Annotated in this window: 21 protein-coding genes and 1 riboswitch; of the genes, 14 read left to right on the top strand and 7 right to left on the bottom strand. The window is 71.1% G+C overall.

Annotation, left to right across the window (positions count from 1 at the left end):
* Window positions 1–17: 17 nt before the first annotated feature.
* The 6 genes from G408_RS0103625 to rph form a co-directional block, all read right to left on the bottom strand.
* Window positions 18–374, bottom strand: coding sequence for a PilZ domain-containing protein (locus tag G408_RS0103625; protein ID WP_028769982.1), 357 nt, complete (start codon window positions 372–374; stop codon window positions 18–20).
* Window positions 371–2,827 (bottom strand): DUF1631 domain-containing protein, encoded by a 2,457-nt coding sequence (locus tag G408_RS0103620; protein WP_028769981.1) that lies wholly within the window; start codon window positions 2,825–2,827, stop codon window positions 371–373. Before G408_RS0103620 ends, G408_RS0103625 begins: the two co-directional genes overlap by 4 nt.
* Before the next feature lie 116 nt (window positions 2,828–2,943).
* Window positions 2,944–4,743, bottom strand: a complete 1,800-nt coding sequence (locus G408_RS15220; protein WP_051282572.1) for a TonB-dependent receptor domain-containing protein — start codon at window positions 4,741–4,743, stop codon at window positions 2,944–2,946.
* Between the two features lie 155 nt (window positions 4,744–4,898).
* Window positions 4,899–5,055: riboswitch (cobalamin riboswitch) on the bottom strand.
* A 92-nt stretch (window positions 5,056–5,147) separates the two neighbouring features.
* Window positions 5,148–6,317, bottom strand: a complete 1,170-nt coding sequence (hemW, locus tag G408_RS0103610; protein WP_037412080.1) for a radical SAM family heme chaperone HemW — start codon at window positions 6,315–6,317, stop codon at window positions 5,148–5,150.
* Window positions 6,314–6,916 carry an RdgB/HAM1 family non-canonical purine NTP pyrophosphatase gene (gene rdgB, locus G408_RS0103605; RefSeq protein ID WP_028769979.1) on the bottom strand — a complete coding sequence of 201 codons (603 nt, stop codon included), beginning with the start codon at window positions 6,914–6,916 and terminating at the stop codon, window positions 6,314–6,316. The genes hemW and rdgB overlap by 4 nt, the downstream gene beginning before the upstream one ends.
* 54 nt (window positions 6,917–6,970) lie before the next feature.
* Complete coding sequence (gene rph, locus G408_RS0103600; RefSeq protein WP_028769978.1) at window positions 6,971–7,687, bottom strand: ribonuclease PH; 717 nt, start codon at window positions 7,685–7,687, stop codon at window positions 6,971–6,973.
* A 75-nt stretch (window positions 7,688–7,762) separates the two neighbouring features.
* Between rph and G408_RS0103595 the strand changes: the two genes are divergently transcribed.
* From G408_RS0103595 to G408_RS0103555, 9 genes are all read left to right on the top strand, one after another.
* Window positions 7,763–8,626, top strand: coding sequence for a YicC/YloC family endoribonuclease (locus G408_RS0103595; protein ID WP_028769977.1), 864 nt, complete (start codon window positions 7,763–7,765; stop codon window positions 8,624–8,626).
* A gap of 18 nt (window positions 8,627–8,644) precedes the next feature.
* Window positions 8,645–9,292 (top strand): guanylate kinase, encoded by a 648-nt coding sequence (gene gmk / locus G408_RS0103590; protein ID WP_028769976.1) that lies wholly within the window; start codon window positions 8,645–8,647, stop codon window positions 9,290–9,292.
* 167 nt (window positions 9,293–9,459) lie between these two features.
* Window positions 9,460–9,756: a DNA-directed RNA polymerase subunit omega gene (gene rpoZ / locus G408_RS0103585; RefSeq protein ID WP_028769975.1), complete on the top strand. Its 297-nt coding sequence runs from the start codon at window positions 9,460–9,462 to the stop codon at window positions 9,754–9,756.
* A 128-nt stretch (window positions 9,757–9,884) separates the two neighbouring features.
* Window positions 9,885–12,065: a RelA/SpoT family protein gene (locus G408_RS0103580; RefSeq protein ID WP_028769974.1), complete on the top strand. Its 2,181-nt coding sequence runs from the start codon at window positions 9,885–9,887 to the stop codon at window positions 12,063–12,065.
* 73 nt (window positions 12,066–12,138) lie between these two features.
* The gene (locus G408_RS0103575; RefSeq protein WP_028769973.1) at window positions 12,139–12,522 is read left to right on the top strand and encodes a RidA family protein; all 384 of its coding nucleotides are present in this window, start codon (window positions 12,139–12,141) and stop codon (window positions 12,520–12,522) included.
* Window positions 12,523–12,528: 6 nt separating this feature from the next.
* On the top strand, window positions 12,529–14,634 hold the full coding sequence (gene recG, locus G408_RS0103570) for an ATP-dependent DNA helicase RecG (protein WP_028769972.1): 2,106 nt from the start codon (window positions 12,529–12,531) through the stop codon (window positions 14,632–14,634).
* A 65-nt stretch (window positions 14,635–14,699) separates the two neighbouring features.
* Complete coding sequence (locus tag G408_RS0103565) at window positions 14,700–15,626, top strand: nucleoside hydrolase (RefSeq protein ID WP_028769971.1); 927 nt, start codon at window positions 14,700–14,702, stop codon at window positions 15,624–15,626.
* 118 nt (window positions 15,627–15,744) lie between these two features.
* Window positions 15,745–15,990 carry a type B 50S ribosomal protein L31 gene (locus tag G408_RS0103560; RefSeq protein ID WP_028769970.1) on the top strand — a complete coding sequence of 82 codons (246 nt, stop codon included), beginning with the start codon at window positions 15,745–15,747 and terminating at the stop codon, window positions 15,988–15,990.
* Window positions 15,991–16,227: 237 nt separating this feature from the next.
* On the top strand, window positions 16,228–17,517 hold the full coding sequence (locus G408_RS0103555) for a citrate synthase (RefSeq protein ID WP_028769969.1): 1,290 nt from the start codon (window positions 16,228–16,230) through the stop codon (window positions 17,515–17,517).
* A gap of 129 nt (window positions 17,518–17,646) precedes the next feature.
* Here G408_RS0103555 and G408_RS0103550 read toward each other — a convergent pair whose 3' ends face one another.
* The gene (locus tag G408_RS0103550; protein WP_028769968.1) at window positions 17,647–20,091 is read right to left on the bottom strand and encodes a penicillin-binding protein 1A; all 2,445 of its coding nucleotides are present in this window, start codon (window positions 20,089–20,091) and stop codon (window positions 17,647–17,649) included.
* A gap of 183 nt (window positions 20,092–20,274) precedes the next feature.
* Here G408_RS0103550 and G408_RS0103545 point away from each other — a divergent pair, with 183 nt between their 5' ends.
* The 5 genes from G408_RS0103545 to G408_RS12990 are packed head-to-tail and all read left to right on the top strand — an operon-like array spanning window position 20,275 to window position 25,456.
* Window positions 20,275–21,333, top strand: a complete 1,059-nt coding sequence (locus tag G408_RS0103545) for a pilus assembly protein PilM (protein ID WP_028769967.1) — start codon at window positions 20,275–20,277, stop codon at window positions 21,331–21,333.
* Window positions 21,333–21,956 (top strand): PilN domain-containing protein, encoded by a 624-nt coding sequence (locus G408_RS12995; RefSeq protein WP_051282571.1) that lies wholly within the window; start codon window positions 21,333–21,335, stop codon window positions 21,954–21,956. Before G408_RS0103545 ends, G408_RS12995 begins: the two co-directional genes overlap by 1 nt.
* Window positions 21,957–21,966: 10 nt before the next feature.
* On the top strand, window positions 21,967–22,647 hold the full coding sequence (locus tag G408_RS0103535) for a type IV pilus inner membrane component PilO (protein WP_028769966.1): 681 nt from the start codon (window positions 21,967–21,969) through the stop codon (window positions 22,645–22,647).
* Window positions 22,644–23,177, top strand: a complete 534-nt coding sequence (locus G408_RS0103530; protein WP_037412077.1) for a pilus assembly protein PilP — start codon at window positions 22,644–22,646, stop codon at window positions 23,175–23,177. The genes G408_RS0103535 and G408_RS0103530 overlap by 4 nt, the downstream gene beginning before the upstream one ends.
* A 41-nt stretch (window positions 23,178–23,218) precedes the next feature.
* Entirely contained in the window at window positions 23,219–25,456 is a 2,238-nt protein-coding gene (locus G408_RS12990; RefSeq protein WP_245584249.1) for a type IV pilus secretin PilQ, read from the top strand.
* Window positions 25,457–25,515 lie beyond the last annotated feature (59 nt).

Genomic DNA, 25,515 nt, shown 5'->3' with positions numbered 1-25,515 from the left:
GGGCCGGATGCGGGCGCTCAGACGTAGTCGCTGCCGGGCTGTTCGACCCACTGGCGGATGTTGGCCAGCGAATTGGCCGAGACATCGATGAAACGAAAGCCGGCCCAGACCTGGCCCGGCGCGGCGGCATCGTCCTGCCACAGCTCGTGCGCGCCCACCTCCACTTCCAGCGGGCGGCCGGTGCCCACCGGGAGGTCGAAGCGGAACTGGTAGAGCGCATCGGCACAGGGCGGTGCGCCGAGAATCAGCAGCACGCCGGATTCCGAGAGGTTGCCGATCTTGCCCACCACCTGGTCGGTCATCGCGTCGATCACCGCGATGTCGAGGGTGGCGCGGCGCCGCTTGGCGCGCCGGTACTCGTTGTGCTGGCTCATGCCACGGCCTCCTTGGCCTTGTTGCCGCCGCCGAAGCCGGACAGGGTTTTCACCACGGCGTTCCAGGCGCGGTCGAGCAGGCTCACCTTCGCCTCTTCCTCCACCAGCCGGGCCTGGCCATTCACCATCTGGATGGCGAGATGCTCGATGCTGGTGTCGCCCACCTTCTGGCCGCGGTGGTTCACGAACATCGCCGTGCCGCTCACCGGCGAGTACCAGGACAGGCGGCGGCGCGCCTTGTCGCCCTGGGCATTGAGCGTGAACTCGAACCAGGCGCCGAAGGGCAGGGTCTTGATCTGTGCCACACGCGCCATGACCTCGGGGGTGAGCAGCTCCGGCGAGGGCTTGGCGGGCTTCTCCACCGCACCGAGGCGGCTAGCCGATTTCATCCGCATCAGCAGCTCGGTGCGGCTGGCGGCATCGTCGGCCGCGGCATCGGTGCCGGGGGCGATCAGGCGCTTGGCGATGGCCTCGGACTCGGCCTCGTGGTAGCCCACCTGGCGCAGCGAATCGGCCACCTCCTTCTGCAGCGCCAGCGATTCGGCTTCGCCGAGCCTGCCGGCGCCGGGGCGGGCGAGGCTGGCGAGCCGGCGCGCCGTTTCCAGCTGCTGCGCCCAGGCCAGCGACTCCTCGCCATGGCGCAGCGAGGTCAGCGCCATCACGTCGGTCCAGGCTTGGTTGAGCAGGGTGCGGGTGAACACCGGCAGCTCGCTACCTTCGGTGATGGCCTTCACGGCCTCGGCGGCGCGCTCGCGGGCCTGCGCCAGGCGCTCCTTGCCGCGCGCGGCCTCGACGTGCCGGCGCTCGGCTACTTCCGCCTTGCGGGCGATGGTCTGCAGGTGCGAGCTCAGGTCCTTGAGCAGGGATTCGAACAGCGACATGTCGCCGTCGAAATCGCGCAGGGTGCGATCGACCAGGCCCTGCATCTTCGCCACCAATGCACCGTCGGCATCGTCGTCGCCCAGCCAGTAGGCGCCGGTCTCGGCCACCGCGTTCAGCATCTGCCGTGCCGGGTGGTGGCTGTCGTTGAAGAATCGCTTGTCGGAGAGCGCCACGCGCAGCAGCGGCACCTGCAGCTTGGTGAGCAGGGTGGCGGCCTGGCTGGCCGGGCGCACGTCCTTCACCAGTTCGTCGAACAGCATGCCGACGAGATCGAAGGTGTCGTTGTCCTCGTCGGAGAGGCTGGGGGTCTCGCCGGGCGGCGCGCTGCGTCGCAGCTGGGCCAGCAGGTCCTGCTTCAGGTGCGCCACGGTGCGCGGCACGATGCGGCCGCCCATGTTCACCGAAGTGGCGGTGCTGGGCTGCAGCAGGCTCAGCGCATGCTGGACTTCCTGCGGCGCCGGCTGGTGCATCGGGCCGCTGGGCGCGGCCGGAGCCGCGCCCGAGAGCTTCGAGAGCATGCTGCGCCTGGCGCTCAGCAGGTCGCGGATCTGCTCGAAGCCGGGCAGGCCTGCCGGCGCGGCACTGGCCGGGCCAGGCATGGCCTGTGCGGAGGGCTCGCCGGGCAGCAGCCAGGGCAGGGGGGCCTCGCCCTCGGCGGCGCCTGCGGCGCGGGCGCCCGGGCCGGCCGGCGGCGCCGCGGCCGCGGCGGCTTCCGGGCCGCCGGGGGCGCCCCGGCCATGGGCCGGCCGCGAACCGGTGCTGCGGCCGGCGGCGTCCTGGGCGGCTTCCTGGGGCAGGGCCGGCTGCTGGCCGGTGGTCCGTCCGTCCTGGCGTTCGCTGCCGCGGTTCTGCGGGCTGGCGGGCGCGCGGAAGGGCATGTACTGCAGGCCCGGCAGCACGCCGTGCTTGATGAGGTGTGCGTTCAGGGCTTCCAGCAGGCGCCCGTATTCCACCAGCATCCGGCGTTCGAACAGCCGGTAGAGCAGCACCCGGTGCTCGGGCGAGATCTCGAGATTGCCGGCGGCATGGCGCAGGGCCCGGGCGATCATCTGCGGCCCTACCGGCAGGCTCTCGGAGTCGAAGGCCGGCTTGCCGGCCAGCACGCCGAAGCGCTGGCCGAGCAGGTAGATCGGCAGGCTGTGGCGCATCTCGATGCGGCTGCTGATCTCGGCCAGGGTGGTGCTCTCCTCCATTTCCGAGGCCTCGATCAGCGAGAGCTCGCCGGCACCGCGCAGGGAAGCGGCGGCCCTGTCGCCGGCCGGGGCGGGGTCACGGATCGCGGCGAGCCCGGCCTCCATGTGCTCGAGGAAGCGCGGCACCATGTCGCTGCGGGTGCGGCGCACGGTGCGCAGGGTTTCCAGCCAGCGCACCTGGATGGCATTGCTGCGGGCCTGCTCGGCGTTCTGGAAGGCCTGCTGCTCGAATTCGTTGAGGGTGATGCCAAGCTCGCGCTCGAAGGCGTCGGCGACCAGCTCCTGGAAGCCCTGCAGGATGTGGCGCACTTTCCGCGGCAGCGCGCTCCTCGCGAGGCCGTGGGGGGAGGTCGGACTGGACGAGGCCGGACCGCTCATGCGCACTATCCATTGCAATAAAAGTCAATAGAGGATAGCAGCGTGCCGCGGCCCCCGCCGCCCCCGGTGGAGAGGGGGCGGGAGCGGCGGGGGAGCGGGTGCCGGGGGGAGGGCAGTCAGGAACGGGGCTGCCAGGCCAGCTCGAGAAGGCCGCTGCGGCCCGGGGTGGCAAAGCCGCTCGCCAGGGTGTAGTCGCGGTCGAGCAGGTTCTCGAGGCGGCCGCGCAGCACCCAGCCGCCGCCGAGCCGGGCCTCGGCACGCAGGTCCACCCGGGCATAGCCGCCCAGCGGGCCGTCGAAGTCCTGGCGGCGCGCGGCGGCGGTGGTGTCGAGGCCGAGGCTGAAGGTCTCGCCCAGCGGCAGGTCGAGGCTGAGGGCGGCCTTGCGCGGGGCGCGACGCAGCAGGGCGGCCCCGGTGCTGGCGTTCTCGGCGCGCTGCCAGCCCAGATGGCCGGTGATGGCAAGCCGGCCGAGGCGGGTGTGGCCTTCCAGTTCCACGCCGTCGAGTTCGGCCTGCTGCACGTTCACCGCCTGGAACAGGGGGCCGGTGAAGGCGATCAGGTCGGCCACCCGGCTGCGGTAGGCCGAGAAGGCCACCCGGCTGTCGCCGCCCTGCCAGCCGAGGCCGGCCTCGAGATTGCGCGAGCGCTCGGGCCGCAGCGCCGGGTTGCCGGCGAAGAAGCCGCCGAAGCCCGGCGAATACAGCTCGTTGGTGCTGGGAGCGCGGAAGCCTTGGCCCCAGCCGAGGCGGGCCTGCCAGCCCTGGCCCCATTCGAAGCCCCAGGCGGCCTGGGCGGTGGTGGTGCTGCCGAACTGGCTGTTGTCGTCGAGGCGGGCGGCGAGGTCCCAGGACTGGCCCCCGGCCTGGCCGCGCCAGGCGAGGAACAGGCCGGTGTTACGCCGGCTGCGGTCGTAGACCACGCTGCCGCTGGCCGCCTTCGAGGTGGCGTCCTCCTCGCTGTGGTTGAGGCCGAACAGCAGGGCCTGGCCGCGGCCCAGGGCCACGTCGTTCACCCAGTCGAGGCTGGCGCGGCGGCTGTCGAAGCGGCTGCCGAAGCTGGAGCGGGTGAGCAGGTCCTGGCGGTCGTGGCCCACGGCCAGCGAATGCGACCAGCGGTCGGCCAGCGGGCCTGCGAGGGTGGCGCCGAGCTGACGGTTGCGCACCTCGCTCTCGCCGCGGTCGAACTCGACATCGGCGCGGGTGAACAGGGCGCGGCCGGCCAGCGTCTGGCGGTCGAGTGCGGTGCGGCCGGCGAGGCCGAGGTGGCGGTTGCGGAAGCCGTCCTTGTCGGGATCGAAGCTGAAATTGGCCGGCGTGCTGGCGTTGTATCCCTCCATGTCGATCAGGCCGGCGCCGATGCCAAAGGCGCGCTCGCCATCGCCGAAGCCCCACTGCGCCGCAGCCTCGCGGCGCTCGAAGCTGCCGGCGCGCAGCTGCACGCCGCGCGCCGTGGCGTCACGGGTGAAGATCTGGATCACGCCGCCGATGGCGTCCGAGCCCCAGAGCGCGGCGCGCGGGCCGCGCACGATCTCGATGCGCTCGATGCGCTCCAGCGGCAGGTTGGCGAAGTCATAGAGGCCCTGCTGGGCGGCGTTCACCCGGATGCCGTCGATCAGCACCAGGGTGTGGTTCGAGTTGCTGCCGCGCAGGAACAGGGTGCTCACCGAGCCCGGGCCGCCGGTGCGCGAGACATCCACGCCGGCCTGCCGGGCCAGCAGGTCGATGAGATCGGGGGCCTGCGAGCGCTCGATGTCCTCGCGGGTCAGCACCGTGGTGGCGGCGAGCGGGGCGAGGCTGGCATCTGGCGAGCGGGTGGCCGTCACCACCACGGCATCGAGCTGGCGGGCAGTGCTCTGCGCGCCGGCCAGGGCGGGAAGGCCGAGCGCAAGGGCCAGGGCGAGGGAAGTCGGTCGCATGGAAGTCCTTCGAACGGAACGCACACCCGCGGACGGCGCGAGGGCGGCAGGGAAGGACGGACGCCACCGCGGAGACACGGTGGCCTTCACGCCTCGCCGCCCACCGCAGCGCGCCATGGCCGGACCGGCGCGGCCGGGATCACACGCGCCGCCGGTCTGAAGGCCGGTCTCCGGACTCGTCGCGGGCAGGGCCGGGCCCTGCGGCGCCACCGCCTTCCCGGGCGCAGGCCCAGTGGCGTCGTGGTGGCGTTGCCGCGGCTTACCGTTGCGGGGGCAGTGCCGGAGTTCCACCGGCTTCCCGAACACCTTCAGCGGGCGGGAGTGTAACGGTTCGGTGAAGGCGGTGGGAGTCTCGCCGATGCCTGTCCGGCATCAGTTCATGCCCGCCCGGCTGGCATGGGGCTTCAGTCGCGCAGGAACAGGCTGACGAGGTCGTTGTTGAAATCGCGGCCGAGCCGGGTGAGGGCGTAGACCTCGCCATTGCCTTCGAGCCAGCCGCGCTCCTCGGCAGTGGCGAGTTCGGCGGCGATGGCGTGGCGCGGCAGGCCGGTGGCCTGCTCGAACTCGGAAAGCGAGAAGGGCGCGTGCAGGCGCAGGCGGTTCAGCATGTAGTCGAAGGGCCGGGCGGGCAGCAGCACGTCCTCCTCGCCGCCGATGTGGGCTCCTCGGGCGGCGCCGGGCGCCAGTGCGGCGAGGTACTCGCGTGGGTTCTTCTTCTTCCAGCGCCGCAGGATGCGGCCATCGGCACCGAAGCTGAGCTTGCCGTGCGCGCCGGCGCCGATGCCGAGGTAGTCGGCATAGGTCCAGTAGGCGAGGTTGTGCCGGCACTGCCGGCCGGGCCTCGCATAGGCCGAGATCTCGTAGTGGCCGAAGCCCGCTTCGGCGATGCGCTGCTGGCAGGCCTCCTGCATCGCCCAGGCGAGGTCCTCGTCCGGCAGGCCGGCGGGTGGCCGGGCGGCGAACAGGGTGTTCGGCTCCAGGGTGAGGTGGTAATGCGAGAGGTGCGCCGGCTGCAGGGCGATGGCGCGATCGATGTCCTGCAGGGCCATGGCCGGGGTCTGGCCGGGCAGGGCATACATCAGGTCGAGATTGAGATTGTCGAAGCCGGCCTCCTGCGCCAGCCTCACTGCGCGCTCGGCCTCGGCGCCGCCGTGGATGCGGCCGAGGGCGGCAAGGCAGCCGTCGTCGAAACTCTGCACGCCGAAGCTCAGCCGGTTCACCCCGGCCTCGCGATAGCCCTCGAAGCGGTCGTATTCGGCGGTGCCCGGGTTGCATTCCAGCGTGATCTCGGCGCCGGGGGCGAAGCGCAGGCGGGCGCTGCAGGCGGCAAGGATCTCGTTGATGGCACTGGCCGGGAACAGGCTGGGCGTGCCGCCGCCGAAGAACACGCTGTGCACCGTGCGGCCCCAGACATCCGGCAGGTCGAACTCGAGGTCGCGCACCAGGGCCGCGACGTACTCGGCCACCGGGAGTTCCTGGGGCCTGGCGTGCGAGTTGAAGTCGCAGTACGGGCATTTGCGCACGCACCACGGGATGTGGATGTAGAGCGCCAGCGGGCCCGGGACGAGGCTCATCCGCGCGCCATCCAGTCACCCAGCCGGGCCTTGAGTGCCGCCAGCGCGCGGCCGCGGTGGCTGATGGGGTTCTTCCTCTCGGGGGGCATCTCGCCGGCCCCCAGGCCGGTGGCGGGATCGAAGAACACCGGGTCGTAGCCGAAGCCGCCCGTGCCGCGCGGCGCCTCGAGGATGAGCCCCGGCCACTCGCCTTCGGCGATCAGGGGCTGCGGGTCGCCGGCATGGCGCAGCAGCACGAGGCAGCAGTAGAAGCGCGCCGTGCGGCGCGCTGCCGGCACGCCTTCCAGTTCCCGCAGCAGCCTGGCGATATTGCCCGCGGCATCGCCATGCACGCCGGCGTAATGCGCGCTGATCAGGCCCGGCGCGCCGCCCAGGGCATCGACGATCAGCCCGGAATCGTCGGCCAGCGCCGGCAGGCCGGAGAGGCGCGATGCATTCCGCGCCTTGATCAGGGCGTTCTCGACGAAGGTCTGGCCATCCTCGACCGGATCGGCGATGCCCAGCGCGCCCTGCGGCACCAGCTCGATGCCGCTGCCGGCCAGCAGTTCGCCCAGCTCGGCGAGCTTGCCGCGGTTGCCGCTGGCGAGGACGAGCTTCATGCGGGGGTGCTCCGGTGGGCCGTCACGGATGGGCGCTGCCGGGCCGCGTAGGCCTCACGCCCCCAGCGCCGCGCGCTGCGCGGCCACGAGTTCGGCAATGCCCTTCTCGGCCAGCGCCAGCATCGCGTCCATCTCGGCGCGGCGGAAGGCATGGCCCTCGGCCGTGCCCTGCACCTCGATGAAGCCGCCGCCGTCGTTCATCACCACATTCATGTCGGTATCGCAGTCGCTGTCCTCGGCATAGTCGAGGTCGAGCACCGGCACGCCGCGGTACAGGCCCACCGATACCGCCGCCACCGCGCCCAGGACCGGGCTGCGCGGCAGCTTCAGGGTCCTGCATGCATCCACCAGCGCCACGTAGGCGCCGGTGATCGCCGCGGTGCGGGTGCCGCCATCGGCCTGCAGCACATCGCAGTCGAGGGTGATGGTGCGTTCGCCGAGCGCGCCGCGGTCCACGCAGGCGCGCAGGCTGCGGCCGATCAGGCGCTGGATCTCCAGGGTGCGGCCTCCCTGCCGCCCCTGTGCCGCCTCGCGGCCCATGCGCGAGTGGGTGGAGCGCGGCAGCATGCCGTACTCGGCGGTGACCCAGCCCTCGCCCTTGCCGCGCAGGAAGGCCGGCACCCGCTCCTCGATGCTGGCGGTGCACAGCACGCGGGTATCGCCGAAGGCCACCAGCACCGAGCCTTCGGCATGCTTGGTATAGCCGCGCTCGATCCGCACCTCGCGCATCTGGTCGGGCTGGCGTCCGCTGGGGCGGGAGAAGGGGCTCATGGGCTGGCCGGTGGTGGCGAAAGGGCGCGGAGTTTACCATCCGCCTCCTTTCCCCAGCCCCGTGCCCGGACCGCCATGATCCGCAGCATGACCGCCTTCGCCGCGGTTGAACGCGCCACCGCCGCCGGCACCCTCGCCGGCGAGCTGCGGGCGGTGAACCACCGTTACCTCGAGCTCTCGCTGCGCCTGCCCGACGAACTGCGCCTGCTCGAGCCGATGCTGCGCGAGAAGGTGGCGGCCCGGGTATCACGCGGCAAGCTCGACCTCGGCCTGCGCCTGCGCAGCCGCAGCGACGGCATGCGGCCACTGGCGGTGGACGAGGCGCGGCTGGCCCAGCTCGCCGCGCTGCACGAGGCCCTCGCCGCCCGCTTCCCCGGGCTGCGAAGCGGTTTCACCGAGCTGCTCGCCTTCCCCGGCGTGCTGGTCGACGCCGGGCTCGATCCGGAGGCGCTGCGCGCCGAGGCCGCGGCCCTGGTCGATGCCCTGCTCGCCGATTTCCTTGCCCACCGCGAGCGCGAGGGGGCGGCCCTGGCGGCAGCGATCGAGGAGCGGCTGCGGGCCATCGAGGCCATCGTGGCGGGACTGCGCGTCCTGTTGCCGGAACTGCGCGCCGCCCTGCGCCAGCGCATCGAGACGCGCTTTGCCGAGCTGAAGCTCGAGGTCGATCCCGCCCGGCTCGAGCAGGAACTGGTGCTGCTGCTCCAGCGCGCCGACATCGACGAGGAGCTCGACCGTCTCGCCACCCATGTCGCCGAGGCGCGTCATGCGATGCGGCGCGGCGAGGCCGTGGGACGCCGCCTCGATTTCCTGCTGCAGGAGTTCAACCGCGAGGCCAATACCCTGGGCTCGAAGGCGGTCGATGCCCGATTGACCCAGGCCGCGGTGGAGCTGAAGGTGCTGATCGAGCAGGTCCGCGAACAGGTGCAGAACATCGAGTGAGGCCGGAGCCCGACCCGCATGAGCCATCCGATCGAGAACACTCCGTCCGGCCGCGGCACCCTGTTCGTGGTGGCCGCGCCTTCCGGTGCCGGCAAGTCGAGCCTGGTGAACGCCGTGCTGGCCCGCGAGCCGGGCATCGCGCTCTCCATCTCCTACACCTCGCGCGCCCCGCGTCCCGGCGAGCGCCACGCCCAGCACTACCACTTCGTCAGCAAGGAGGAGTTCGAGCGGATGATCGCCGCCGGCGACTTCTTCGAGTACGCCCTGGTGCATGGCGACTACAAGGGCACCGCCCGGCAGTCGGTCGAGCCGCAGCTCGCCGCCGGCAAGGACGTGCTGCTGGAAATCGACTGGCAGGGGGCGCGGCAGGTGCGGGCCAAGATCCCCGAGGCGGTGAGCGTGTTCATCCTGCCGCCTTCCCGCGAGGCGCTGGAAACCCGCATGCGCAACCGCGGGCAGGACAGCGAGGCGGTGATCGCGCAGCGTCTCGCCGCCGCCCGGGAGGAGATGTCGCACGCCCCCGAGTTCGACTACTGGATCGTCAACGAGCACTTCGATACCGCCGCCAACGAGCTGCGCTCGATCTTCATCGCCCACCGCCTGCGCCGCGAGGCCCAGGCACGGCGCCATGCCGGCCTCTACGCCGGGCTGCTGGCCGGGGGCTGAGCCGTCCCCCTGCCCGGCAGGGCTCTGGCAAGTCATTGATTTTCCTTGTTCCGCCCGGGCGGGCGTTCAGCCGGCAGCCGGACTCTTCCTTGCTGCCCGGGGCCCTGGCCGCTATCCTGCACGGTCTTTGAAGGCGGACCCCTACGTCCGCCGCGCCGGAGTACCGCATGGCCCGCATCACCGTTGAAGACTGCCTGGACGTCGTGGACAACCGCTTCGAGCTCGTGCTCATGGCCTCCAGGCGTGCCCGCCAGCTGGCGAAGGGCGCCGAGGCGATGCTCGACAACAGCGAGAACGAGGACAAGCCGACCGTGCTCGCCCTGCGCGAGATTGCCGCCCGCCGCATCGACAACGAGCTGATCGAGCAGGTGGAGAAGGCCGAGCGCGAGCGTCGCGAGCGCGAGGCCCTGGAGTGGGCCGCCGCCGAGGTGGTGGACGACGACCTGAAGGGCGGCGACGACTGAGCCCCGCCGCCTTCACCGTGGCGTGAAGACGAGGCCCGCGGCAGCGGGCCTTTTTCATGGCCGCGAGGGTCCACTTCGGCGCCGCCGGTGCGGTTGCCGGGCCACCGGGGCGCCCTTACATTGCCTGCATGAGTGCCAGTGCTGCTCCCGCCGTCGCCGCCCCGACTGCCCCGGACCCCTGTCCGGAGCAGGTCGATGCGCTGGCGGCGAAACTGGCCGAATACCTGCCGCCGGAGCAGGTGGCGCGGGTGCGCGCCGCCTACGTGATGGGCGCGCGCGCCCATGATGGCCAGGTGCGCAAGAGCGGCGAGGCCTACATCACCCATCCGGTGGCGGTGGCCGGCATCCTCGCCGAGCTGCGGGTGGACTGGGAGACCCTCTGTGCCGCCATCCTCCACGACACCCTCGAGGACACCCCGCTGCCGCGCGCCGAGATCGTCGAGGCCTTCGGCGAGACCGTGGCGGCGCTGGTCGATGCCGTCACCAAGCTCGACAAGATCCGCTTCGCCAGCCGCCAGGAGGCCGCCGCCGAGAGCTTCCGCAAGATGATGCTGGCGATGGCCACCGATCTCCGGGTCATCCTCATCAAGCTCGCCGACCGGCTGCACAACATGCGCACGCTGGACTCGATGTCCGACGAGGCGCGCCGCCGCATCGCCCGCGAGACCCTCGAGATCTACGCCCCGATCGCCCAGCGGCTCGGCATGAACAAGTTCAAGGCCGAGCTGCAGGATCTCGGGTTCCGGGCCCTGTATCCGCGGCGGTACGCCGTCATCGCCAAGCACATCGCCGGCCAGCCGGTGATGCGCCGCGAGGCCATGGCCACCATCGAGGCGCAGATCGCCCAGCGCCTCACCCTGGAGGGCCTGCCGTTCCGCATCGTCGGCCGGGTCAAATCGCCGTGGAGCATCTATTCCAAGATGCGCCAGGAGCACAAGACGCTGGAACAGGTGCTCGACGTATTCGGGTTCCGCGTGGTGGTGCAGAAGGTGATGCAGTGCTACCACGCCCTGGGTGCCGTGCACGCCCTGTACAAGCCGCTGGAGAGCCGCTTCCGCGACTTCATCGCCATCCCCAAGGCCAACGGCTACCAGAGCCTGCACACCGTGCTGTTCAGCACCCATGGCTCGCCGATCGAGGTGCAGATCCGCACCGAGGAGATGGACCTGATCGCCGAGCGCGGCATTGCCGCGCACTGGGCCTACAAGGCCAATACCTCTGCTTCCGCCGGCGGCGCGAGCAGCGCCCAGGCCCGCGCCCAGGACTGGATCCGCGGCCTGATGAGCAGCGAGCAGGCCGTGGCCTCCTCCTCGCTGGAGTTCGTGGAGAACGTCAAGGTCGACCTGTTCCCGGCCGAGGTCTACCTGTTCACGCCCAAGGGCGACATCCTCGCCCTGCCGCGCAATGCCACCGCGCTGGATTTCGCCTATGCCGTGCATACCAGCATCGGCGACCGCGCCGTCACTGCCCGGGTGGACAAGAAGCTGGTGCCCCTGCACACCCGGCTGCAGAGCGGGCAGACGGTGGAGATCGTCACCGCGCCCTCGGCCACCCCGCGACCGCAGTGGCTGGAGTTCGTGGTCACCTCGAAGGCGCGTACCGCGATCCGCGCCAACCTGAAGAAGCTGCAGCACGAGGATGCGGTGAGCCTCGGCCACCGCATGCTCGACCGGGCGCTGGAAGCGCTCGAGACCTCGCTCGAGCGGGTGCCGCCGGAGCGGGTCGAGAAGTTCCTTTCCGAGCACCGCTACCCGCGGCTCGAAGCCCTGCTGGCCGACATCGCGCTCGGCAACCGCATGCCGGTGCAGGTGGCCCAGGCCCTCACCGCCAGCAAGGGGCAGGCCGGCGGCGCGCCGGCGCCGGCCAGTCCGGAGCGCCTGCTGATCAACGGCAGCGAGCGCGGCGTGCTCACCTTCGCCACCTGCTGCCACCCGCTGCCCGGCGACGCCATCATGGGGTATCTCTCGGCGGGCAAGGGCATCGTCGTGCACCGCCTCGACTGCCCCAATGTCGAGGCCTTCGCCCGTACCCCCGAGCGCTGCCTGGTGATGGACTGGGACCGCGACGTCAAGGGTGATTTCATGGCGGCACTGCGGGTGGAGGTGGACAACCGCCCGGGCGCGCTGGCCCAGGTCGCGGCGGCGATCGCCGAGAGCGACTCCAACATCGACTCGGTGGAATACCGTGAGCGCGACGTGAACCTCTCGGTGATGGAGTTCGGCATCGAGGTGCGCGACGTCGAGCACCTCGCCGAGGTGATGCGGCGGGTGCGCCGCCTGCAGGTGGTGCACGTGGTGCGCCGGCTCTGAGGCGGGCGGCTGCGGCTGCCGCCCGGTGCGGCGCCGCGCCTACAATGGCCCCCCCCGACGACGCGAGGCCGCCATGTCCCGTACCCCGATCACCAGCCCGAATGCCCCGGCCGCCATCGGCCCCTACTCGCAGGCCGTGCGCGCCGGCAACACCGTGTTCCTCTCCGGCCAGATCCCGCTCGATCCGGCTACCGGCAACCTCGTCGGCGGCGATGTGGCGGAGCAGACCCGGCGCGTCTTCGACAATCTGCGCGCGGTCTGCCAGGCCGCCGGCGGCGATCTCGACCGGCTGGTGCGCATCGGCATCTACCTCACCGATCTCTCGCACTTCGCCACCGTCAACGCGGTGATGGCGGAGTACTTCCAGGCCCCGTACCCGGCGCGCTCCACCATCGAGGTGGCCGGCCTGCCGAAGGGCGCCGAGGTGGAGGTGGACGGCATCCTCGTCCTCGACTGACGCCCGATGCCGCGCCAGGCGACGCCGGCGCCCGCACTGGCCGGGGGAGAGGCGCCCGTCACGGTCCTGCCCGGCGTCGGCCCGGCGGTGGCGGAGAAGCTCGCCGCCCGCGGTCTTTCCACCCTGCAGGACCTCTGGTTCCTGTTGCCACTGCGCTACGAGGACCGCACCCGGCTCACGCCGATCCGCGAGCTTCGCCCCGGTGCCGCCCTGCAGGCCGAGGGCCGGGTGCGCCATGTGGAGCGCACCTTCCGCGGCCGGCCGGTGCTGAAGGTCGTGCTCGACGACGGGCACGGCGACCTGCTGCAGCTGCGCTTCTTCCACTTCCGCGCCCAGCAGGCGCAGGCCTTCCAGCCGGGGCGGCGGGTGCGGGTATTCGGCGAGGTGCGTCCCGGCCCACAGGGCTGGGAGATGGTGCACCCGGGCTACCGGCTGCTGGGCGAACAGGAGGCGCCCGCGCTCGATGACCGCCTGACCCCGGTCTATCCGGCGGTGGAGGGCCTTGGCCCGGGCACCCTGGCCCGGCTGGTGCGGCTTGCCCTCGAGCGGCTGCCGGCCTCCGCAGCGCTGGAGCTCCTGCCCGCGGGAGCCGGACCGGGGGGGCTGCCCGGCCTGCGCGAGGCCCTCCTCACCGTGCACCGGCCGCCCGCCGATGCCGATACCGCCGCCCTGCTCTCCGGCACCCATCCCGCGCAGCAGCGCCTCGCCTTCGAGGAGCTGCTCGCCCATGCGCTGAGCCTGCGCCGCCAGCGCCTCGCCCTGCGTGAGCAGGGCGCCACGCCCCTGCCGCCGGCACCGGCGGCGCTCGCCGCCCTGCGTGCGACCCTGCCTTTCGCCCTCACCGGCGCGCAGGAGCGGGTGCTGGCCGAGGTGGCGGCCGATCTCGCCCGGCCGCAGCCGATGCTGCGCCTGGTGCAGGGCGATGTCGGCAGCGGCAAGACCGTGGTGGCGGCGCTGGCGGCCATGCAGGCGGTGGCGGCGGGGCGCCAGGTGGCGCTGATGGCGCCCACCGAGCTGCTCGCCGAGCAGCACCTGCAGAACTTCCGGCGCTGGCTCGAACCCCATGGCATCGCGGTGCGCTGGCTGGCCGGCAAGGTCACCGGGAAGGCGCGCCGCGAGACCCTCGCCGAGCTGGCGTTGGGGCACGCCCAGGTGGTGGTCGGCACCCATGCCCTGATGCAGGAGGGAGTGGCCTTCGCCCGCCTTGGCCTCGTCATCGTCGACGAGCAGCACCGCTTCGGCGTGCACCAGCGCCTGGCGCTGCGTGACAAGGGCCTCGAGGGCGAGCGCGTGCCGCACCAGCTGGTGATGACCGCCACGCCCATCCCGCGGACGCTGGCCATGACCGCCTATGCCGACCTCGATCTTTCGGTGATCGACGAGCTGCCGCCGGGCCGCAGCCCGGTGACCACGGTGGCAATGGCCGCCGACCGCCGCCCGGCACTGGTGGCGCGGGTGCGTGCGGCCTGTGCCGAGGGGCGGCAGGCCTACTGGGTCTGCCCGCTGATCGAGGAGAGCGAGGAGGTCGAGGCGCAGGCCGCGCAGACCACCTTCGAGCAGCTCTCCGAGGCCCTGCCCGAGCTGCGCGTGGGCCTGCTGCACGGGCGCATGAAGCCGGCCGAGAAGCAGGCGGTGATGCGCCGCTTCAAGGAGGGCGGGCTGCAGCTGCTGGTGGCCACCACCGTGATCGAGGTGGGCGTGGACGTGCCCAATGCCAGCCTGATGGTGATCGAGAACGCCGAGCGCCTGGGCCTGGCCCAGCTGCACCAGCTCCGCGGCCGGGTGGGGCGGGGCAGCACCGCCTCGAGCTGCGTGCTGCTCTACCAGCCGCCGCTCGGCGCCATCGCCCGCGAGCGCCTCGAGGTGATGCGGCGGAGCAGCGACGGCTTCGTCATCGCCGAGAAGGACCTCGAGCTGCGCGGCCCCGGCGAGCTGCTCGGCACCCGCCAGACCGGGCTTGCCGCCTTCCGCATCGCCGACCTCGTCCGTGATGCCCACCTGCTGCCGGCGGTGCACGGGGTGGCCGAGCGCCTGCTGGCCGAGACGCCGGCCCTCGCCGAGGCCCTGATCGCCCGCTGGGTGGGCAGCGCCGCGCGCTACGCCGCAGCCTGAGCGCCGGCGCTTGGCCGGCGCCGGCGGGCGCGGCACACTGCCGCCCCCTTCCGCGCCCGCCCGCCATGCCTGACCGGATTCCCCTGCTCATCGACACCGACCCCGGCGTGGACGATGCCTGGGCCCTGCTGATGGCCTTCGCCAGCCCGGCGCACCGGCTGCTGGGGCTCACCGTCACCGCCGGCAACGTCGGTCTCGACCACACCGTGCGCAATGCGCTGAAGCTCTGCGAGGTGGCGGGGGTCGAGCTGCCGGTGTTCCCGGGCTGCCCGGTGCCGCTGGTGCATCCGGCCGGGGACGCGGCCTACGTGCACGGCCGCGACGGCTTCGGCGACACCGGCTACCTGCCGCCCGCCCGCCCGGCCGAGGCCGAGCATGCCGCGCTGGCCATGATCCGCCTGAGCCGGGCCCATCCGGGCCTGCTGCTGGTCTGCCTGGGGCCGCTCACCAACCTCGCCCTCGCCCTGCGCCTCGACCCCGGCCTGCCCGCGCGCATCGGCCGGCTGGTGGTGATGGGCGGGGCGGTGACGGGGCAGGGGAATACCTCGGTCAGCGCCGAGTTCAACATCGGCTTCGATCCCGAGGCCGCCCACGTGGTGTTCGAGGCCTTCGAGTCCTTCGACCTCGTGGACTGGGAGGCGGTGCTGCGCCACGGCCTGCCGCACGACGAGGTCGAGCGCTGGTTCGCGGAGGGTGGCCCGAAGGCGGCCTTCTACGCCGCCATCTCGCGCCGCACCCGGGAGTGGTCGGAAGACCGCCGCGGCCAGCTCTGGCACTGTGCCGACGGCCTTGCCATGCTCGCCGCCCTCGAGCCGGAGGCGGTCACCGGCTGGGCGCGGCGGCCGGTGGCCGTCGAGACCGGCGGCCGCCTCGCCCGCGGCGCCACCATCGTCGACTGGGGCAACCGCTCCGGCCGCCCGGCCCGGGCCCGCATCCTCGAGGGCGTCGATCCGGCGCGCTTCCACCACTGGCTGCGTCTCGCCCTGGCCTGAGCCGGGGCGCCGCGGCTGCCGGCTGAACCGGGGCAAGGCGGCCCCTTGAACCCGAGGCCTTGGGCCGGCTAGACTCCCGCCTTTCCTTTCCCCGACCCACCGCTTCTTGGGACCCGCCATGAAAGAAGGTATCCACCCCAACTACCAGCCGGTCGTGTTCCAGGACGTGACCACGGATTTCGCGTTCCTGACCCGCTCCACGCTCAGCTCCAAGGAGACGATCAAGTGGGAGGACGGCGAGACCTATCCGCTCATCAAGATCGAAGTCTCCTCGGCCTCGCACCCCTTCTACACGGGCAAGAGCAAGCAGATCCTCGACAGCGCCGGCCGCGTCGACCGCTTCCGCAAGCGTTACGGCAAGTAAGCCGCTTCTGCGCTCCCGCGCCGCAGGCATCCCGAAGGCCGGCCATCGCCGGCCTTCGCCGTTTCCGGCCTCCGCGTTGACGCGATTCCACCCCCGCCGCCGCGCGCCTTCGCGCTGCCGCCACCCTCGTCTCCGGGGCCTATGCGATACTTGTGAAGATCCGGGCCCCGTGCCCGGCCCGTCTTCATCTGTGGCGTGGAGCCTCCGGCACGCGCCCCGTCCCAAGGAGTGCGAACCGTGAGCGATCCCACCAGTGTGACCCTGAACATCGGCGACAAGGCCGTGTCCCTGCCCGTGCACCGCGGCAGCCTCGGGGCGCCGTGCATCGACATCGGCAAGCTCGCCAAGGAGTCCGGCCACTTCACCTACGACCCGGGCTTCATGGCCACCGCCAGCTGCCGCAGCGCCGTCACCTACATCGACGGCGACGAGGGCGTGCTGCTCTACCGCGGCTATCCGATCGAGCAGCTCGCCAAGCAGTCGAGCTTCCTCGAGGTGGCCTACCTGCTGATGCATGGCGAGCTGCCCACCCGGACGCAGTTCGATGCCTTCGAGCACGAGGTCACGCACCACACGATGATGCACGAGGCGCTGAAGACCTTCCTCGGGGGCTTCCGCCACGACGCCCATCCCATGGCCATGCTCTGCGGCATGGTCGGCTCGCTCTCGGCCTTCTACCACGACACCCTGAACCTCGACGACCCGGAGCAGCGCCGCCTCGCCGCGGTGCGCCTGATTGCCAAGGTGCCCACCATCGCCGCCGCCTGCTACCGGCAGTCGATCGGCTGGCCGATCCGCTACCCGCGCAACAACCTCGAGTACACCACCCGCTTCCTGCACATGATGTTCGAGGTGCCGAGCGAGCCCCTGCAGCTGAAGCCGGTGGCGGCCAAGGCCCTCGACCTCTTGTTCATCCTGCACGCCGACCACGAGCAGAACGCCTCCACCTCCACCGTGCGCCTGGTCGGTTCCACCGGCGCCAACCCCTATGCCTGCGTGGCCGCCGGCATCGCCGCCCTCTGGGGGCCGGCGCATGGCGGCGCCAACGAGGCGGTGCTGAAGATGCTGGAGGAGATCGGCCGTCCGGAGGACGTGGCCAAGGCGGTGGAGAAGGCCAAGGACAAGAACTCCGGCTTCCGCCTGATGGGCTTCGGCCACCGCGTGTACAAGAACTACGACCCGCGCGCCGCCATCATCCGCGAGATGTGCCACAAGGTGCTGGCCGAGCTGGGGGTCAACGACCCGCTGCTCGAGGTGGCCATGCGCCTCGAGGAAGCGGCGCTGAAGGACGAGTACTTCGTCGCCCGCAAGCTCTACCCGAACGTCGACTTCTACTCCGGCCTGATCTACAAGGCGCTCGGCATTCCCACCGAGATGTTCACGGTGATGTTCGCGCTGGCCCGCACTGCCGGCTGGGTCAGCCACTGGCTGGAGCAGCAGGTCGATCCGGAGGCCAAGATCGGCCGCCCGCGGCAGATCTACACCGGCGCCACCCCGCGCGACTACGTGCCCTTCGACAAGCGCTGAAGCCGGCACTCCCCGCAGCGCCTGGCCCTGCCGGCACGGCGCGGCGAAGGAAAGAACGAAGCCCCGCGGCGACGCGGGGCTTCGTGTTTCAGGGGGCAGTTTCCGGGGCCGGCGCCCGCGACGCGGGCGTCAGAAGATGTCGAAGGCCTTTTCCTCGAATTCCGGCGTCTCGCTGCCGAGGCCGGCGGCCAGCATGCGGTCGTAGTCCTCGGCCTTCACGTAATCCACCATGCCCCCCGGCGTGCCCGGCGGGAGCAGGGCGCCGGTGGCCGGGTTGATGGTCACCGTCACCAGGCCGGCCGGCGGCGGCCGGCGGTCCACCGGCACGTCCTTCAGCGCCGCGCTCATGTACCCGATCCAGATCGGCAGGGCGGCGCGGCCGCCATACTCGCCGCGCCCGAGGCTGGTGAAGTCGTCGCGCCCCACCCAGGCGGTGGTCACGAGGTCGCCGCCCATGCCGGCGAACCAGGCATCGCGGTATTCGTTGGTGGAGCCGGTCTTGCCGCCGATGTCCTCGCGGCCGATCGAGCGCGCCGCCGCGCCGGTGCCGCGCCGCACCACGTCGAGCAGCATCGAGCGCACCATGAAGGCGGTGCGGGCGTCGATGGCCCGGGGGGCGAGTTCGTCCGGCCCCGGCGGCAGGGGGGCGGTGGAGGCCTCGCCGCCGGCCGCCGCCAGCGGGCGCGGCACCTCGCCGAAGTCGAACCCGTCCACCACCGCCGGCTGGCCGGCCGCTTCGCCGCCCACGCCGCCGCAGGCCGGGCAGGCGCGGCGCGGGCGGGCCTCTTCCAGCACCTGGCCGAAGCGGTCCTCGATCCGGGCGATGAAATAGGGTTCCACCCGGTAGCCGCCATTGGCGAACACGGCATAGGCCGCGGTCATCGCCATCGGGGTGAGCGAGGAGGTGCCGAGCGACATCGAGAGGTTGGGCGGCAGGCTCTCCGGGCTGAAGCCGAACTGGGTGATGTAGCGCTGGGCGAACTGCACGCCGATGGCATCCAGCAGGCGCACCGAGACCAGGTTGCGCGACTGCACCATGGCCTCGCGCAGGCGCATCGGCCCGGCGAAGTCGCCCTTGTCGTTCTGCGGCCGCCAGACGTTGCCGGCGCGGTCGCGGAACACCACCGGGGCGTCCATCACGATCGAGGCCGGGTGGTAGCCGCGCTCGAAGGCGGCGGCGAAGACGAAGGGCTTGAAGCTGGAGCCGGGCTGGCGCTGCGCCTGGGTGGCGCGGTTGAACTTGTTCAGGGCGAAACTGTAGCCGCCGACCAGGGCGCGCACCGCGCCGGTCTCGTGCTCCAGCGACACCAGCGCGGCCTGGGCCTGCGGGGCCTGGGCCAGCACCAGCGTGCCATCGGCGAGGGTACGCAGGCGCACCACGTCGCCGGGCTTCAGCAGCTGCGCCGGGCTGCGGCCAGTCCAGCGCGTGCCGGCGGCGGGCAGGCTTACCTCGCCGTCACGGGCGGTGAGCAGGCGGGCGCCCTGCGGCCCCGTCTCCAGCACCACCGCGGCGCGCAGTTCCGGCAGGGCGACATAGCTGCCCACCTGCCGCGCCAGCGCGTCCGCCGGCAGGCTGGCCGCATGCTCGATATGCCCCTCGGGCCCGCGCCAGCCGCGGCGCTGGTCGTATTCGAACAGGCCGGCGCGCAGGGCCGCCACCGCGGCGTTCTGGTCGGAGGAGCGCACCGTGGTGGTCACCCGGTAGCCACGGGTCAGGGCATCGGCGCCGAAGCGCTCCTCCATGGCCTGGCGCACCATCTCGGCGAGATAGGGGGCATCCACTTCCACCTTCGGCTCGTTCGGCGAGGCGGTGTTGGGCTCGGCGAGCGCGGCGGCCAGCTCCTCGGCCGAGATCATGCCGAGCTCGTGCATCCGCGGCAGTACGTAGTGGTTGCGCCGCTCCATGGCCCGCGCCGGGTTGCTGATCGGATTGGCGCTGGAGGGGAACTTCGGGATGCCCGCCAGCATCGCCGCCTCGGCCAGCGTGAGCTGGTCCAGGGTCTTGCCGTAGTAGAACTCGGCGGCCGCGGCCACGCCGTAGGCGCGGTTGCCGAAGAAGATCTTGTTCAGGTAGAGCTCGAGGATCTCGTCCTTGCTCAGCTCGCGCTCCATCTTGATGGCGAGCAGCATCTCCCGGAACTTGCGCACGAAGCTGTATTCGTTGCTGAGGTAGAAGTCGCGCGCCACCTGCTGGGTGATGGTGCTGCCCCCGGGCACCCGGGCCCGGTCGGTGGAGACGAGCAGCCACACCGCGCGCAGGATGCCCTGCACGTCGAGCCCCTCGTGCTCGTAGAAGCGGGCATCCTCGGCGGCCAGGAAGGCCTGCTTCACCCGTTCCGGGATCTGGTCGATGGAGGCCGGGTAGCGGCGCGTCTCACCGAACAGTGCGATGAGCTTGCCGTCGGCCGACTGCACGGTGAGCGGCAGCTGCAGCTCGACCCGGCGCAGTTCGGAGACGTCCGGCAGTTGCGGCCAGACCGTCCAGAGGACGGCCGCCGCCGCGGCGAGGCCGAGCAGGCCGAGGGAGAGTCCAAGCAGGAACAGGCGTCGCAGCCAGCGCAACCAGGGGCGCATCGGGTGGGGTTTCCGGAAAGCGAGGGGCGGAGTATACGGGGCGGGGGAGGGCGGCCGGCCCCCGTCCGGAGGGCCGGTCGGCAGGGGGCGTGTTAAGCAGGCGTTGCGGTTGACACAGTTTTCTGTTTTTAATGTCGCAGCGCATTAATCTCACGTAAGCGCCCGTGGGAAGGGGAGAAACCGATGGGTTTGTTCAGTCCATCCAGGGTTCCGCTGGTCGGGATCGACATCAGCTCGACGGCCGTCAAGCTGCTCCAGCTAAGCCAGGTCGGCAACCGCTACCGGGTCGACCACTACGGCGTGGAGGCCTTGCCGCCCAATGCCGTGGTCGAGAAGAACATCGTCGAGGTCGAGGCGGTGGGCGAGGCGATCAAGCGCGCCCTGGCCCGTTCCGGCAGCAAGGCCAAGCATGCCGCGGTGGCGGTGTCCGGTGCCGCGGTGATCACCAAGGTGATCAGCATGTCGGCCGACCTGGACGATGACGCCATGGAAGACCAGGTGCAGCTGGAGGCCGCCAACTACATTCCCTTCCCGATCGACGAGGTGAGCCTCGACTTCGAGGTGCTCGGCCCGGTGCCCTCCAGCCCCGAGAACGTGCACGTGCTGCTCGCCGCCTCGCGCACCGAGAACGTCGAGCTGCGCCAGCAGGCCCTGGAGCTCGGCGGGCTCACCGCCAAGGTCGTCGACGTCGAGGTCTTCGCCCTCGAGAACGCCTTCCGGCTGGTGGCCGAGCAGCTCGGCATCGGCAAGGACGCGATCGTCGCCCTGGTCGACATCGGCTCGACCATGACCACCCTGAACGTGATCAAGGGCGGCCGCAGCATCTATGCCCGCGAGCAGGTCTTCGGCGGCAAGCAGCTCACCGACGAGATCATGCGCCGCTACGGCATGAGCTACGAGGAGGCCGGGGCCGCCAAGCGCCAGGGCGGCCTGCCCGAGAGCTACGAGCCCGAGGTGCTCGAGCCCTTCAAGGAAGCCATGGTCCAGCAGGTCAGCCGACTGCTGCAGTTCTTCTACGCCGGCAGCGAGTACAACAAGGTCGACCAGGTGGTGCTGGCCGGCGGCTGCGCCTCGATCGCCGGCATCGACCGCATGGTCGAGGAGCACCTCGGCATCCCCACCGTGGTCGCCAACCCGCTGGCCAACATGGGCCTCGGGCCGCGCGTGCAGGCGCATTCCCTGCAGCAGGACGCCCCCTCCCTGATGATCGCCTGCGGCCTCGCCCTGAGGAGCTTCGACTGATGGCACGCATCAACCTCCTTCCGTGGCGCGCCGAGCGCCGCAAGCAGCGGCAGAAGGAATTCATGACCATGCTGGGCGGCGCCTTCGTCGCCGGCGTGGCCCTGGTGTTCCTCGGCAGCGCCTACTACAACGGGCACATCGAAGGGCAGAACGCCCGCAATGCGCTGCTGCAGCAGGAAATCACCAAGGTGCAGGCGCAGATCAAGGAGATCGAGGGCCTCGAGGCGCAGAAGGCGAGCCTCCTGCAGCGCAAGAAGGTCATCGAGGACCTGCAGGCCGCCCGCTCGCAGAACGTCAAGCTGTTCGAGGAGCTGGTGCGCACCATCCCGGATGGGGTGCGCCTGGTGAGCATCAAGCAGAACGGCGCCGAGCTCACCCTGAACGGGCGTTCGCAGTCCGAGTCGCGGGTCAGCGCCTACATGCGCAACCTCGAGGCCAGCGGCCTCATCACCAACCCGCGGCTCAACGTCATCCGCGCCGGCGAGGTCAAGGCCGAGGACCGGGCGCTGCCCTTCGAGTTCGAGATGCGGGTCGCGCTCAAGTCGGCTTCCGAGTCGGATGCGGAGGCGGGCACGGGCGCGGAGAACCAGGCGCCTGCCCCGGCCGCGGCGCAGGCTTCCTGAGGATCCCCCCATGGCGAAGAAAGCCTTCAAGCTCAGCGACATCAACAACCTCGACTTCAACAACACCGGGGCCTGGCCCAGGGAGGCCAAGATCGGTGCCTGCGTGCTGCTGGTCGTCCTCATCGTCCTGCTCGGCTGGTACTTCGTGATCAGCGACAAGCAGGCCGAACTGGAGGGGCTGGAGTCCCAGGAGCAGCAACTGCGCCGCACCTTCGAGCAGGAAGCGGCCAAGGCGGCGAACCTCGAGCCGCTCAAGGCGCAGCTCGCGGAGATGGAGACGATGCTGCGGCAGATGCTGCGCCAGCTGCCCTCCAAGACCGAGATGCCCGACCTGATCGTCGACATCTCGCAGACGGCGCGCGCCACCGGCATCAACACCGAGCTGTTCCAGCCCGGCGCCGAGGTCGGCAAGGACTTCTACGCCGAGCAGCCGATCAGCCTCGAGATGAACGGTACTTACCACCAGTTCGGCCGCTTCGTGAGCGGCGTGGCCTCCCTGCCCCGGGTGGTGATCATGACCTTCCACGACATCTCGCTGGCGCCCAAGGAGCGCAAGCAGGGCGAGCCCGCCCTGCCGCCCGGCGTGCTCGGCCTGAAAGGCACGATCAAGACCTACCGCTATCTCGACGAGTCGGAAATCGCGGCCCAGGCGGAGGCCAAGCAGGCGGTTCCGCAGGGGGGAGCCCGATGAGCATCGAACGACAGTTCTCCGTGGCCCGGCTTGTCCGGTCCGTTTCCCTCGGCCTCCTGGCATCCCTGGCCCTGGCGGGTTGTGGCCGTGGCACGGCGGATCTCTCGGCCTGGGTGGAGGAGGTCAAGGCCCGTCCGGCCCCGCCGCTCGACCCGTTGCCGGCGCTGAAGAGCTTTCCGGTGATCGAATACACCGCCGATGGCCTGCGTGATCCCTTCTCGGCGCCGGTGGGCAGCCGCGACGCCTCCGGGCCGCGCCCCGATCCGAACCGCCGCAAGGAGGCGCTCGAGGCCTTCCCGCTCGATGCGCTGCGCATGGTCGGCACGATCGGCAGCGGCCCCGGGATGGTGGCGCTGGTGCTGGCACCGGACAAGGTCACCTACCGGGTCCGCAAGGACAATTACCTGGGGCAGAGCGACGGCCGCGTCGCTTCGGTGAGCCCCGACCGCATCGAGATCGTCGAGCTGGTCTCGGACGGTGCGGGCGGTTGGCTCGAACGGCAGGCCGCCTTGGCCTTGGATGAAAAGTGATGGGGACGCGCATGATTACCACGACGACTGAAGGCGCACGGATGAGCACGAAGACTTTCGCGGCGCGTGCCGCCCTGGCCGCGGGCCTGCTGTGGATGGCGGCGCTCCCGGCCTGGGCTGCCAACACGCTCAAGGACATCCGCTACGCCACGGGCAGCGGGGGGAAGGTGGACATCACCTTCGAGTTCGAACAGCCGGTGGGTGATGTCAATGCCTTCACCACCGACGTGCCGCCGCGGATCGCCATCGATTTTCCGGAGACCCGCAACGCTTTCGCCGGGCGCCGGGTGACGGTGGGCAGCGGTGCGGCCTCGGCGGTCTCGGTGGTCGAGGCCGGCGGCCGTACCCGGGCCGTGGTCGACCTCTTCCGCAGCGCCGGCTATACCACCCGCAGCAACGGCAACCTGCTGGTGCTGACCCTCGAGGGCTCGGGCAGTGCCGCGGCCACCGGGCTTGCTTCGCCCGATCCGGCCAAGCGCATCGACAGCGGCATCCGGGTCGCCGGGGTGGATTTCCGCCGCGGTGACGACGGCGCCGGGCGCGTCATCCTCCGCTTCAACCGCGAGGGAGCGCAGGCCAGCCTGCGCCGCGACGGCAACCGCATCATCGTCGATGTCGAGAATGCCCAGCTCCCGGCCGAGCAGCAGCGGCGTCTCGACGTGACCGACTTCGCCACCCCGGTGACCCGCCTCGATCCGGTGGCCAAGGACGGCGGTACCCAGCTCGTGGTGGCGGCCGAGGGCCTGTTCGAGACCAGTGCCTACCAGACCGGCAACGAGTACGTGCTGGAAGTGGTGCCGAAGGTGGCCGCCCAGCGTGCCGGCGTCGGCCAGGTGGGGGCGGCGGCCCAGCAGCAGCGCTACACTGGCAAGCCGGTGACCTTCAACTTCCAGGACGTGCCGGTGCGCACCATCCTGCAGCTGATCGCCGAGGAATCGGGCCTCAACATCGTGGCCGCCGACACGGTGCAGGGCAACCTGACCCTGCGCCTGATCAACGTGCCCTGGGACCAGGCCCTCGACGTGGTGCTGCGCGCCCGCTCGCTCGACAAGCGCCGCGACGGCAACGTGGTGTGGGTGGCGCCGCAGAAGGAGATCGCCGACTTCGAGAAGGCCCGCGAGCAGGCCCGCATCGACGTCGAGAGCAAGGCGGAACTCGTCAACGAGATGATCGCCATCAATTACGCCAATGCCGAGGAGATCGCGACCCTGCTCACCGAGGGCAGCAAGTCCTCGCAGGGCGGCGGCGCTTCCAGCGGCTCGGGCGCCGAGGGCGATCGCGGCTTCCTCTCCGCCCGCGGCAGCGTGAGCTTCGACACCCGCAGCAATACCCTTCTCGTCGCCGATACCCCGCGGAAGGTGCAGGCCATCAAGGAACTCGTCGCCGTGCTCGATCGTCCGGTCGACCAGGTGCTGATCGAGGCCCGCATCGTGATCGCCCAGGAGAGCTTCGCCCGGGAGATCGGTACCCGCTTCGGCATCAGCGGCCAGGAGAGCGACGTGATCGTCTCCGGCAGCACCGAGAGCAACCGCAACTACCTCAACGGGGTGGCCAACGCCAACGCGGCGCTCGCCCGCTACAACGCCGAGCTGGCCCTCTACGAGCAGGCCATCGCCAACGGCGAGCAGGCGACCCGGCCGACGCTGCCGAACACGCCGCTGCCCACCTTCACCAACGTCCTGAACACCCGGTTCGCCAACAACACGGCGTCGGCCCTGGCTTTCACCATCCTTGGCAACAACCTGGATCTCGACATCGAGCTCCAGGCCCTGCAGGAGGAGGGGCGTGGCGAGGTGGTGGCCAATCCGCGCGTGATCACCGCCAACCAGCGTGAGGCGGTGATCAAGCAGGGTGACGAGATCGGCTATGTCACCATCACCGGCACCTCCGGCCAGCAGACGGCGACCGTGCAGTTCAAGGAGGCCCTGCTGGAGCTGAAGGTCACCCCGACCATCACCCAGGACAACCGCGTCTTCCTGACCCTCGGGGTGAAGAAGGACGAGGTGGCCGGCTTCATCGACGTGCCGGGCGGCGGCCGCGTGCCGCAGATCACCAAGCGCGAAGTGACCACGGCGGTGCTGGTGAACAACGGCCAGACCGTGGTGGTGGGTGGCATCTACGAGTTCTCGCGCCGCGAGAACCTTGCCAAGGTGCCCTTCCTCGGCGACATCCCGGCCTTGGGCAACCTGTTCCGCAACAAGAACCGCCGCAACCAGAAGGCCGAGCTGCTGATCTTCGTCACCCCGCGCATCCTGCAGGTGGCGGGCGCCCAGCGCTGAGCTGCGCTGCGTGCCGCATCGGAAAACGGGGCCACGGGCCCCGTTTTTCGTTGTAGCGT

It is taken from the genome of Silanimonas lenta DSM 16282, assembly GCF_000429065.1.
Lineage (GTDB): Bacteria > Pseudomonadota > Gammaproteobacteria > Xanthomonadales > Xanthomonadaceae > Silanimonas > Silanimonas lenta.
Note: the sequence above shows the minus strand (reverse complement) of the source record. Positions and strands in the feature narration are given on the sequence as shown.